Genomic DNA, 12,027 nt, shown 5'->3' with positions numbered 1-12,027 from the left:
CTGCAATTATACTAGTAGCAACATCTTGAAAATATATAATAAACAAGTAGAAATTATATATTACACAAAAAAAAGTCACATCAGAATTTAATCCAACATGACTTTGAATAACCTATTTTTTTGAATAAACGATTTTTTTAATACTATCGCGGGAAAGACAGAAATGATCTGAAAGTTGATCAATAGTGAAACCAAAGGAAAATTTTTGACGAATCTCATTGTTTCTATGGTCCAAATATTTTCTACTTCCTGAATTTTCGCCCCATTTCTTACGTAATCCTTGAGGCTTAGAGACATACACCATTCCACCATGTATATACTTCTGTATTTCATTTAGCAATTCTTCTGGAAAGATAGAATCAGCGTTTATATATTTCATGATAGCTCTGCTCCTTAAAATTGTTGAGAGTTTTAAGGTAGCAAAGTCTATACTATAAACAATTATCACCATGCAAGGATTTAAGGCGGTAATTTATTGCTAGCTCCATACAAACAACCGCCGTCGTTTATAGTGTAGACTTTGCATAGAGCTTATCTTAAACCTTGCCATAGTGACCATCCTTCCTAAAATATCGTTTCAAGCACAAGAGCAGTTTATTGAGCTCTCATTCCTCGTTAGCTTAATGCAAAATGGTTACTCGGGCTATTACATATTCAAAATTAGTTTGGTTTAATTAATGCTTATTAGTCAAGGTTAATCATCTTATCAAAGCAGTATGAATCTTTGTCATAGCCATTATGCTCATAAAAAGCATGGGCGTCGGTTCGCTTAAATCCGCTACATAAAATAATACTTGATATTCCGTTTTCTTTAGCATAATTTTCAGTGTGTCTTAGTAGTTTTGTTCCTATCCCACTATGCTGAAATTCCTTTTTAACAGCAAGACCTGTAATATGTAGATAACCAATTGGATCCCCTACGGATAATGCCTGAACTATAGTTACAAAACCAACCACATCATTTTCAAATAATGCAACAAATGTTTTGTAATTCCCGTCCTTATTCATTTTTTCCATAGTAACTCGAAAGTTTTCATCATTAACATTGCGAACTCCAAGTACATCGTTCCATAAAAAAACAACCTCAGTATAATCATTTTCTGCAATTTCTCGTATCTTAATTTCCATACTCGCCCCCCCATTAATAGAAACATTCGAACAAAGGATTCGACAATTGATGAAGCAATCCTGCCCGTTTATCGGAGAAAACAAAAACGGCTGCCGAAGCAACCGCTATTTCACTAACGTTCTGCGTTAGCTCAATGATCTGAAGAAACTGTTTCACTCAAGCTATTCCTCAGAAATCTCTACGCACTATCTAAACCCCATTTGACGCCGAAATTAGGCATTCACCTTGCCTAGGGCGAATATCTTAATGGGGAAGTACATTTTAAAGAATTGAGGCGATACACTTGGGGTACTTCGTTACTGTGGAACCGGGCGTAAAAGTATTTATAGAGGACATCAATCCGAAGGGAAATAAAACGATACTTTTTATTCATGGATGGCCGCTAAACCATAACCAGTTCGAATATCAGTTCAATTTCCTTCCTAAGCTCGGATATCGTTGTATCGGAATGGACTGGAGAGGATACGGCAATTCGGATAAACCATTCGACGGTTACGGTTTCGATAGATTAGCAGATGATCTTCGTATGGTCATCGAAGCGTTACAGCTAAAAAACATAACACTGGCAGGACACTCTACCGGAGGCGCGATCTCGATTCGTTATATGGCTCGTTACAAAGGGTACGGGGTATCTAAACTCGTCCTGATCGACGCTGCGTCTCCATCAAGCGTTCCAAAAGAATTTACGAATAAAATCATCGAAGAAACAAACAATGACCGTCCGAAAATGCTGCAAAACCAAACGGGGATTTTTTTCTTTCAGTACATTTCTGAACCGAAATCCGAATGGTTCTTTCTAATGGGTTTACAAGCTGCGAATTGGTCGACTTCCGCCATTATGGTCACGCTAAGAGACGAGAATGTTTACAACGATCTTGGACAGATCGATGTGCCCACATTAATTATTCATGGAATTCATGATAAAGTCGTTCCGTTTACCCAAGCTCAGGAAACAAATAAGCTGATTAAAAATTCGCGATTAGTTCCATTCCAATACAGCGGCCATTGCCCTTTTTTGGAGGAGCGGGATAGATTCAACCAACTATTATCTTCTTTTGCATAACGCCTCGGATTAGCCTCACCATCGCTCCCCATAAATATAGTCCGATAATGCCCGATGATTGAGCAAATCTGCCCGTTAGTACCGATTAAAATAATTCTTGCCCTCTTCTGAGTAAATATTAAAAGTCTGGAAAGTGGACACAGGCTGTTACGCTCTTCTTGTGCACATGCAGTCCGCAAACGCGCTCAAGAATGCCCTCCATGATGAACATCATTTCTCCGGCTTTTATTTTGCGGGGCTGGCGCAACTAACCGAAAGGGGTTAATCTACCCTGCGTGCTTCCCGAAAAGGGAGCGACAAGGACGGTGCACCTGGTTGTTGGAGTTAGACTAATACAAGAGCTCGCAGCATCATAGAATTACAACCTTCCTCGCCAGCCTTACTCCGAATACACCACACCTATCCGTGACGTTTCGCAAACAAGCCAAATTACTACAGGGAAAAAGAGTACAGGTTACAACCACCGGTAGCATTTTTACTGGAACTCTCCTATCGGTTGGTACGGATTTTCTAATTCTTAGTGCCGTTATTAGAGCGCGCAGAAGGCGACTCATCATGCGACTGGCAGAGATTATTCTGCTCTCAAGGTTATTAGGCTAATATTTAGATGTCGGATACAAAAGCCAGGGATTTTCCCCTACCCCAACAGTAAAATAAACTGTGGGGTTTGGTTTTTTAGATTTATACCTTTTTCAGTAAGGATCCTTTTAGTGTCCGCCAAAAGTTTCTCAGAATCCAAGACTAGAAAATCTAGCTTGCTAGCAGCCTACTTGCCTAACGTAACTTGCTTTATAGGCTAGCTAACGCCTGATTAAAGTCTTCCATTAAATCATCGATATCCTCGAGCCCAACAGATAACCTAACGGTGTGCTCTAATCGTGTTTCATGCTCGGTGCGAGATTTCTGTTCGGGATTAATGGCTAGACCCGGGGAATAAATCAGGCTTTCAAAGCCTCCCCAGCTCACGCCGATTTGAAATAGCTTCAGATTGTTCATCAGCTTTGCTACAGCAGAAGGACCGCCATGCAGCTCAAAGCTGAACAAACCTGTATTCCCGCTAAACTGTCGTACCGCAAGCTCATGCTGCTCATGCTGCTCCAGCAAAGGAAGATTAACTCTGCTAACTTGAGGGTGCTGGCTAAGCATAAGCGCAATTTGCTTCGCGGACTCAGCATGCTGCTTCATACGTAATCCGAATGTCTTCAGTCCACGAGTAAGCAGCCACGCCTCCAACGGTGCTAATGTAGCTCCAAGTAGTACGATTTCATTGTTCGCTATCGCGTCGATCCGCTCTTGCGAAGCAATGACTACTCCAGCAGTCACATCACTGTGACCTGACAAATATTTGGAAGCGGAATGGATCACGATGTCAATGCCCCATTCAATGGGGCGCATAGTTGCAGGTGTTGCACAAGTGTTATCCATTACCGTTAATAATTGATGTTCCTTGGCGATTTGTACGACAGCCGGAATATCGAACACATCCATGTAAAAGGTTGAAAACCCTTCACAATACAGCATTTTCGTATTCGGCTTAATCGCTGCTTGTACCTGGTCTAATTGTCTGAAATCCACGAAATCAGCAGTAATACCAAACTTAGGCAAGTAGTTTTGAAGCAGCTGATGTGTGCCACCGTATATCGGATAGCTGCACACCACATGGTCGCCTTGGCTCAAGCAGTGAAGCAACGTAGATGAGATCGCTGCCATTCCCGAAGTGAATAGCTTGGCCGCCTCTCCCTTTTCCAACGCCGCTAGCTTCTTCTCTGCTATCTGCTGAGTAGGATTAGAAATCCTTGAATAATAATAAGTCTCTTCCTGCCATTGCGACTTTTGGAATGCCTCATACGAATCAAATGTAAATAGTGTATTAATAAATACGGGTGGAACAACCGCTCCTAGAAACGTTTCATCCCCATAATGGGCAAGAATAGTCTGCATACCTGCATCCTTGGTTTCCTTCCCTAATTGCTTGCTCATCTTGTCCTCTCCACCCTCTACCTCTATCTATTCAAACTTATCGAGTGTTATCCTTTAACGACTCCATCTGTCAATCCATCTACAACAAAACGATAGGGTGTCTACCCTTTTACAGCCCCATCCGTCAGTCCTTCAACAACAAATCGCTGCATAACGGCAAACATAATCAACGATGGAACGGTTGCTGCTATGCCTCCAGCCGTCATGACACCCCAGTCAATATCATAGTTGTGTATAAACATGTTCAATCCTACTGGAATTGTTTTTAAACTGTCGCTGCTTATAATCATAACTGCTCCAAGCAGATCGTTCCACGCTCCAATAAAGGCAAAGATGAAGGTTGCAATCACACCCGGTACCATTAGAGGCAGAATGATTTTGAACAGTGACTGCATTTTGTTGCAGCCGTCGATCAATGCAGCTTCTTCAAGGTCCATCGGAATTCGATCGAAAAAGTTCCGCATTAAGATCAAGCTAAATGGAATAGTCCCAACTGTGTAAAAAAGGATGAGTCCGCCCATTGTGTTGGTTAAGCCAAGCTTGGAATACATAATAATCGTCGGTACTAACACGAGGACACCTGGAATCAATTGTGTTAACAGCAAGCCGTAAATGACAAGTTTATGTCCTCTGAATTTGAATCTCGCCATCGCATAACCACCAAGAACGGCCAGACAAGTACCAAAGAATCCGGTAGCTAATGAAAGAATAATACTGTTCTTAAAAAATACGGCAAAATTAGAGGTTTCAAAAAGGTAGATGTAATTGTCAAATGTGATATGTTTAGGCCAATACTGAATATTTGTTGTAAGGATATCCAATTTGGGTTTTAACGATGTGATGAATAGCCAATAGAATGGCGCTAATACCATCAGCAGATAACCCAACAAAACAACAAAACGGACAATAACAATAGGCGTACGTTGTTTTTTGTTCATTATAAGTTACCTGCTTTTTCAAATTTAGTGAGACGAAGGAAAACAAAAGTAAATAGGAGTAATAACACCATAAAGAATAGACCAATAGCCGCTGCTTGACCGTAGTCTAGCGATGCAAAAGCTTTCATGAACATATAGGAAGCTAAGGTATTGGATGAATTTGCAGGTCCGCCAGTCGTCATAATATAGATCAATTCGGCAGATGAAAACACCCAAATGGTTCTTAGCAGCAATGTAATCAGAATGGTTTGCTTGATATAACTAAAGGTAACATTCCAAAACCTAGAAATTATACCCGCTCCATCCATTTCCGCCGCTTCGTAAATCTCATGCGGAATAGATTGCATCGCTGCAAGCAGCATGATTGCAAAGAAAGGAATTCCCGTCCAGGCCATGGCAATAATAACCGAGTATAGCGCCATTTTAGGATCGGACAGGAAATAAATTTTATCGTGAATTATCCCAAGCTTCAACAGAATATCATTGACAGGTCCGTACTCTGTATTAAATAACCAGCGGAATGTCAAGCCAATGACAAAGGAGGAAACTGCCCATGGCAGGAAAACGACAGCCTGATAAACATTACGCAAAGGAAACGGACGACTCAAAGATAACGAGAGAATAAAACCGAGAATAAATTGCGCTCCTACGGTTAAAACTACCCAGATTAGAGTGTTTTTCATGATTAACGGAAAGTTATTATCTGTAAGAACAGCTTTAAAGTTCTCAATTCCGTTAAAACCGATATCATTAGGAGCGGTCAGCTTATAGCTTTGGAAGGCGTACAAGATAGAACTCAATAAGGGATACGCCAGAAAAATAAATAATAGAAAAAAACTAGGAAAGAGCAGTATATACGGTTCATTCTTACGAAGATATTTCAAATGTAGAAACCCCCAGTCACTTCTGAATTTCAAAAAAACATATCAGAGGTCAGTGAACCAACCCCTGATAGAATAGGAATCATATGAATCGTATCCTTACTTGCCTTTATAATTTGCTGCATGTGGAACTGGGATGTCAGGGTGATCTTTCATAAATTTCTGTTGTGCCTTCGTTAAGAAGTCTCCCAAATGCTTCAACGTATCTTCAGCTGATTGTGCACCCAATAAATATTTTTGTACTTCTGCATCCATAAAGCTTTCTCTGAATTCACCAAGCTCAGGGAATTTGCCATAATCAGCAGGAGGTATCAGTTTCGGATCATTCAACATATCGATAAAGCCTTTCATTGGACCTTGGCCTAGCTCAGGATCTTTAAGAGAATCTTGCATGATCGGGATCATGGTCATTACTTTACTATATTTATTATTGTTTTCCGGTTTGGATAAAAATTCAATAAATTTCCAAGCTGCTTCTTTATTCTTAGAGTTTTTGGAAATACTGTAGCCCCATGAAGCTCCTGCTCCGGCATATGTGTTGCCGTCTACTGCAGTAGGACTAGGAATAACCGTCCAAGTACCATCCTTCATGGAGGCTTTTGCCGTAGCTACTACTTCAGTAGTTTGAGCTAGTATTCCGGTTACGCCAGATGTGAAGCCCTGCACCATTTCTTGGTATCCCCAGTTTATGGAGTCCTTTGGAGCCCAGCCTTTTTTATAGATATCGGTGTATCTCTTGAATGCAGTCAATGCTTCGGGTCTTAAAAGAACCGATGTGCCGTCTGCTTCATAGCTTTCGCCTTTTGTAACAGAGAAAATGTAAGCTAAGATTTGGTCAAACCCTGCACGAGCTCCACGGTATGAAAAACCATAACGATTTTTGGCTGGATCTGTCAATTTCTCGGCAACATTAAACAATTCATCCCATGTTTTAGGCAATTCCAGATTAGCCTCTTTCATCCAGTCTGTTCTTATGAACAATGCACCGCCCATAAAAGCATCCGGGATGAGATAAACATCTTTGAATGGTTCACGCTGCTGTTGCTCGATTGTAACGTTTTTTACGAAGGCTGTAAGATTATCTTTCTTATCCCATTCATCATATTGGGTCGAAATCGGCTCCAGAAAGCCTGCTGGAACAAAAGTAGTTAACCAAGCTGGGTAAACGTTGACGACATCGGGCAATGTTTTGCTTTGACCTTGTGTTGTCAGCTTTGCAAACGCTTGATCCCATGGCACTGTTTCCAAATTCACTTTGATATTCGTATTTTCTTTTTCGAAATCAGCAATGATTTCATTAAAGAATTTCTCTCTCTCAGGCGATGGAGCAACGTCAGTAAAGCTGATTTCAATCTTCTTGCCTGAACCTCCACTGCCGCCGCTGCTGCAAGCGGTTGTAACTAGTAATGCCGTGCTAATAGCTAGTAAACCAATCATTCTTTTATTCATCGAAATACCCCTCTCAATGCAATTTTTTATAATGCATTTCCAATTACAAGGTGCTGCTTCTATGCATAAGAATCCATACTGTAAAAGAATATCCTCACTCTTCGGGGACAATCCAAAATGGCTGGGACCACGCCATCTTATTACCACGTCCCAAGCACTCGATACGTACATAGAATGCTTCATTCAGATCTTTATTGTGTAATCTGGGATTCTCGCGCAATTCCTTCATGGTCATAGAAGAAGAACCTCCATTTACTTTTTTCAATACAACCCCATTTCGACTAATCCAATGAACTTCATCAGCATCGGATTCTATTGAAATACACTGATTGTTATCTTTTGCTTCAATTTTTGAAATGGATACTCCCGTTGATGCATAAAAGCGTCCCTCTGAAAGTGCATCGACAATTCTTTCTGGATCAATGGCTTGCGAATCTGGCCACTGCACACAGTTCCAAGCAATAAATTGATCTTCCCGTGCATGCTGGTCATCCGTTGCATGGCCAAAAATCCTCCATCCCTTACTCAACAGATGGTCCCAGCGATCAGTCGCTAAAGCCTGTCCGAACAGTCTTTCGATAACCCCAGTATAGATTTCTATACCTTTAATACCTTCCATCGAATCGAGCAATTGATCTGTAGCATATTCTTGAAAGGGCTTGAAGTTGGGATGATTGAAAATGCAAAGTCCTCCGGCCTGATGCACTCTATCCATAATTTCCCTGGGTGTCAATGAAAGCGCAGGAAGTACTCTGTCAGCTCCAAGATATTGAAGAGTTTGTTCGTCTTTAGCCGCGACCTCTACGGCCGGGATTACACACATCTTCGTATAGGGCTGTAGTTCTTCTCGTCTGAGTAAAAAATCATGTTCAGAAAGGGCAAAGTAATCGTATCCAGCTTCCTCATAAGCACGCACAATTGTTAAAGGTTCGTCGGTGCCATCCGACCTCGTCGAATGTCCATGATGATTGCCGCGAAGCCATTTGAAGCTAATGTCTGACTCTAAGTAGGACGATATAAATTTATGCTGTTTTATTTCCAATATTTTCTCTTCCTCTCTCAATCCGTTTGGTCTTCCCTAAATTTAATGCCCCATAAACGAAGTTCCAAGTCGATGGGCCGGACCGGCGGCTGGATTTGGTCGGGGATATAAAGTAGTTCCTCGCCCAGCATTTGTCCGTATTGCGTAAACATGTCGTCGTTCAAGAAACGGGTTTCGATAAATACATCGCTGTCTTGTACTGTAATGATCCGGTAAGATGGTTTTATTAGGCAAGCGGCGGTCTGAATATACACCCATGGGCTGCTGTGGTGTGTAGAGTGAATATGATTGTGACCGTTGCAATACAACCCGATTCCCTGCTTACTCGCGAGAATGTCTGTTAGCCTGTCATTCCGGATGGAAAGATGCGCCATCTCGGAAAAAGTGGTGGTTCCAAACAACGGGTGATGGGCAAACAATATAACCGGCTTGCTCTCGCTGCTCAATATCAATTCCTGCAGCCAGTCGAGTTGTTCGTCCGAGATCGCTCCCGAAGAATCATCAGGACACTGTTCCCGCACCGTATCGATAAACGCCACAATGGCTTCCTCAGTCGACACATGATAATACAGGGGACGCTGCATTACCGAAGGTATTAGCTCCTTTGGAATCGTCAGAGCATCATGATTTCCTATCGCTTGGAAGAAGTGAATAGGTCTCTCATTCGCAATTTGGTAGATCCGGCCGAATTCCGCAGGAGAGCCAGAGTGCGTTAAGTCACCGACTGAAACATGCATATCGGCCGGGACCTGAAATACATTATCGAGATAACGTTTGAGGAAATCTTCCTGATACTCCTTCAACGAAGGATCAGCGAATGATAGCGAATAATGCAGGTCCCCCATCACTACGATCTTCAACATGGCTATCCCCCTGTGCTGGCTTTGATATTGTCATCTTTAAAGGTCAAAATGCCGCAAATTCAGGTACACAATCTTTTCGTAAAAACGGTCCTAAGACCCTCCCAATATTTCGATACAACAATGAGAATTAACAGTAAGGATTGGATTCTTAGCATGATCACTCCCAGGGGAATTATATTGTTAGTATCAGATCTGATTGCGCAACTTTCTGTAGAAACCGTCAATTGTGGAAACCTTATAAGTGGGAACTGGGCTTGCTCGTGGACGACTTCTGTGGTAAGAAATCCAAAGCGTATCGATTCCCGCATTCCTGCCCCCCTTAATGTCGGTGTAAATATTGTCGCCAACCATTAGGCACGCGTCCCGGCTAGTTCCGGAAAGCTCAAGCGCTTTTTGAAACGGATATGGCTCGGGTTTTCCAATCGAAATAACGCTTGGCCGGTCCAACATGGAAAGCACCGACGCCAGCAGTGCCCCCGTCTCTGGCACTCGCTCCCCGAACGCACCTGGGTGGTACACATCGGAATTGGTAAGAACCAGTTTTGCGCCCCTCTGCACTTGGTTGACGCTTCTCCTCAATTTCTCGTAATTAAAGTGGACATCCCGGCCTAATACTATGAATTCGGATGTGCTGTGATCGTCCAGGCGGACGACTCGATGTCCAAATCCCCTTAAGCTTGTCTCCAAGGATTTCGATCCGCATACCGATACAGTTACCCTGCCGTACTTCTCTAGCAGATATTTTCCGGTTAAATCGGTAGCTACCATAGCCTTCATTCCCAAAACAGGAAATCCCATGCCCGACATTTTGGCAAGTACCTCCTCCGATGTCTCGGTAGAATTATTGCTCAGAAAAATGATCTTTTTGTTCTTGTCTGCAAGGTATGAGATAAGTGCGATTGACCCTGGGTATGGTTCATTTCCCGTGTACAAGCATCCATCCAGGTCAAAAATATAAGTTTCATAATGCCCAAGCTTACATGTCATCCCTATATTCTCCCGATTTTGGTCTATGGAGTATAATTCCCTAAATAATTATTTATAGTGAATTTTATTCCTTTTAAGTTATTTTTTGATTCTATCTTTCAAGATAAGTATCGTATTTTAATAAATGAGGATTCGATTCATGGATCATACCTCCTGACTGTCCGCCTTCATCGAGGAATTACATTCTTTATTTAATCAATAAATGCAGAATAATATTCCTTGTCGATTAAACATTTTTATCATAACTGTTGAATGTTAACTGAGGGTTATTGGTGATTTTAAATATTGTAAATTTGAACGGGGTTTACTTGAATTGATTGGAATGTGATAATATAAAATCATTGATGATGATTAATAAAAAGTATGGAGAGCGTTCATGGACATTGCGAAGGATTACCTAGTCATTATTAAAAATTTTTTACCCTCTATGCATCAAGGAGAAAAAAAAATAGCGGAATACATTCTGAGTCACCCCGCTGATGTCATTAATATGACAATTGCTCAACTGGCTATTCTTCTGTCAGTCGCAGATTCAAGTATTGTCCGATTCTGCCGATTAATTGGTTTGAACGGATTTACTGACCTAAAAATTAATTTAGCTAAGAACATTTCCAAATCATCATACCCCGTACCGGAAGAGATCAGTCTTCATGATGACGATTACTCGATTGCTTTGAAGGTATTCAGTTCAAGCATTCAAACCTTACAGAATACAATAAATACATTGGATAAAGAGGAATTTCATCGAACGGTTCAACTTTTATTACAGGCTAAGCGAATAGAAATTTACGGCATTGGAACATCCGCAACACTCGCCCAAGACGCTTATTATCGCTTTATGCGTATCGGTCTTCCGGCTTATGCAGTCACCGATCCTCATATCAGTCGCATATCTGCAAGCATGCTAGATGATGAATGTGTGGCACTTGGTATTTCACATACCGGCCGCACAAAAGATACAATTGAAACATTACAAATTGCAAAAGGAAAAGGCGCAAAAATTATTGGCATTACAAGTTTTTATAAAACTCCCCTTCTGGATCTCGTAGATAGCAGATTGGTCATCTCATCTATTGAAGCAGACTTTCTAAAAGAAGCTGTGTCCTCTAGAATTGCACATCTGGGATTAATTGACAGCTTATGTACTTGCCTTATCATCAGAAGGTACAAACAGACAGAGCCGCTACTTGACAGTATGACTTATATTCTAAATCAGTTGCGTTATTAGTTTTATCTGGAAAGCTACATATCAACGGCTAAGACCCACCTTGCCTATTTTGCGAACAAATTATATGAAGCTGGAAGGGATTAAGTTGTAGCGGTAGCTATATCTTCTTTTTTTGGCGGTCATGCATGCTTAGTTCGCGTCATTTGTTCAATAACTATTAACTTATGGCATATCACCGAACCACCACCTTTCGAGTCTAAATTAATCTAATTATTATAGTTTCCTAACAATAAGGATATTCCTTCCATGTGGTCCTAAGCACTGAATCGGTAATGTTTCTGTAACTATCCTGCCCTATCGTATTATAAGGTCACCAGATCTTTCTGGTAGACCTTATTTTTGTGTGGTCATAAGATTACGGTAGCCGGGGATCGAACGTTTCTGCCCGTGGGACTTGGATCCTGAGAGCTATTCCGTTCATCCCCCCCTACTTGTTAAACCATGATTAGGCTGGTTGGGACAGAGAT

At 41.4% G+C, this 12,027-nt stretch carries 12 protein-coding genes; 2 read left to right on the top strand and 10 right to left on the bottom strand.

Annotation, left to right across the window (positions count from 1 at the left end; translation table 11 throughout):
- Positions 1 to 112: 112 nt before the first annotated feature.
- The 3 genes from EKN16_RS28010 to EKN16_RS32525 all read right to left on the bottom strand — a co-directional run bounded on the left by EKN16_RS28010 (position 113) and on the right by EKN16_RS32525 (position 1,285).
- Positions 113 to 379, bottom strand: a complete 267-nt coding sequence (locus EKN16_RS28010) for a CD3324 family protein (RefSeq protein ID WP_125664398.1) — start codon at positions 377 to 379, stop codon at positions 113 to 115.
- A 305-nt stretch (positions 380 to 684) separates the two neighbouring features.
- Entirely contained in the window at positions 685 to 1,128 is a 444-nt protein-coding gene (locus EKN16_RS28005) for a GNAT family N-acetyltransferase (RefSeq protein WP_125664396.1), read from the bottom strand.
- 13 nt (positions 1,129 to 1,141) lie between these two features.
- Complete coding sequence (locus EKN16_RS32525; RefSeq protein WP_164523027.1) at positions 1,142 to 1,285, bottom strand: hypothetical protein; 144 nt, start codon at positions 1,283 to 1,285, stop codon at positions 1,142 to 1,144.
- 127 nt (positions 1,286 to 1,412) lie between these two features.
- Between EKN16_RS32525 and EKN16_RS28000 the strand changes: the two genes are divergently transcribed.
- Complete coding sequence (locus tag EKN16_RS28000; protein WP_101669459.1) at positions 1,413 to 2,192, top strand: alpha/beta fold hydrolase; 780 nt, start codon at positions 1,413 to 1,415, stop codon at positions 2,190 to 2,192.
- A 789-nt stretch (positions 2,193 to 2,981) separates the two neighbouring features.
- Here the strand turns inward: EKN16_RS28000 and EKN16_RS27995 are convergent.
- From EKN16_RS27995 to EKN16_RS27965, 7 genes are all read right to left on the bottom strand, one after another.
- Positions 2,982 to 4,172: a trans-sulfuration enzyme family protein gene (locus tag EKN16_RS27995; RefSeq protein WP_125664394.1), complete on the bottom strand. Its 1,191-nt coding sequence runs from the start codon at positions 4,170 to 4,172 to the stop codon at positions 2,982 to 2,984.
- Between the two features lie 101 nt (positions 4,173 to 4,273).
- A complete protein-coding gene (locus EKN16_RS27990; RefSeq protein ID WP_125664392.1) occupies positions 4,274 to 5,110 on the bottom strand; it encodes a carbohydrate ABC transporter permease in 837 nt (278 codons plus the stop codon).
- Positions 5,110 to 5,994 (bottom strand): carbohydrate ABC transporter permease, encoded by an 885-nt coding sequence (locus EKN16_RS27985; protein ID WP_125664390.1) that lies wholly within the window; start codon positions 5,992 to 5,994, stop codon positions 5,110 to 5,112. Before EKN16_RS27985 ends, EKN16_RS27990 begins: the two co-directional genes overlap by 1 nt.
- Before the next feature lie 96 nt (positions 5,995 to 6,090).
- Positions 6,091 to 7,440 carry an ABC transporter substrate-binding protein gene (locus EKN16_RS27980; protein ID WP_164523026.1) on the bottom strand — a complete coding sequence of 450 codons (1,350 nt, stop codon included), beginning with the start codon at positions 7,438 to 7,440 and terminating at the stop codon, positions 6,091 to 6,093.
- 94 nt (positions 7,441 to 7,534) lie between these two features.
- A complete protein-coding gene (locus EKN16_RS27975) occupies positions 7,535 to 8,482 on the bottom strand; it encodes a CehA/McbA family metallohydrolase (RefSeq protein ID WP_164523025.1) in 948 nt (315 codons plus the stop codon).
- Positions 8,483 to 8,499: 17 nt separating this feature from the next.
- Entirely contained in the window at positions 8,500 to 9,345 is an 846-nt protein-coding gene (locus EKN16_RS27970) for a metallophosphoesterase family protein (RefSeq protein WP_125664384.1), read from the bottom strand.
- A 186-nt stretch (positions 9,346 to 9,531) separates the two neighbouring features.
- Positions 9,532 to 10,332 carry an HAD-IIA family hydrolase gene (locus EKN16_RS27965; RefSeq protein WP_125664382.1) on the bottom strand — a complete coding sequence of 267 codons (801 nt, stop codon included), beginning with the start codon at positions 10,330 to 10,332 and terminating at the stop codon, positions 9,532 to 9,534.
- 376 nt (positions 10,333 to 10,708) lie between these two features.
- On the opposite strand from EKN16_RS27965, the gene EKN16_RS27960 reads away from it, so the two are divergent.
- On the top strand, positions 10,709 to 11,560 hold the full coding sequence (locus EKN16_RS27960) for a MurR/RpiR family transcriptional regulator (RefSeq protein ID WP_125664380.1): 852 nt from the start codon (positions 10,709 to 10,711) through the stop codon (positions 11,558 to 11,560).
- Positions 11,561 to 12,027: the final 467 nt, after the last annotated feature.

Origin of the sequence: Paenibacillus baekrokdamisoli (assembly GCF_003945345.1) — a bacterium.
GTDB lineage: Bacteria > Bacillota > Bacilli > Paenibacillales > Paenibacillaceae > Paenibacillus_Z > Paenibacillus_Z baekrokdamisoli.
The sequence above is the reverse complement of the archived record's forward strand: the minus strand, read 5'-3'. Positions and strand labels throughout refer to the sequence as shown.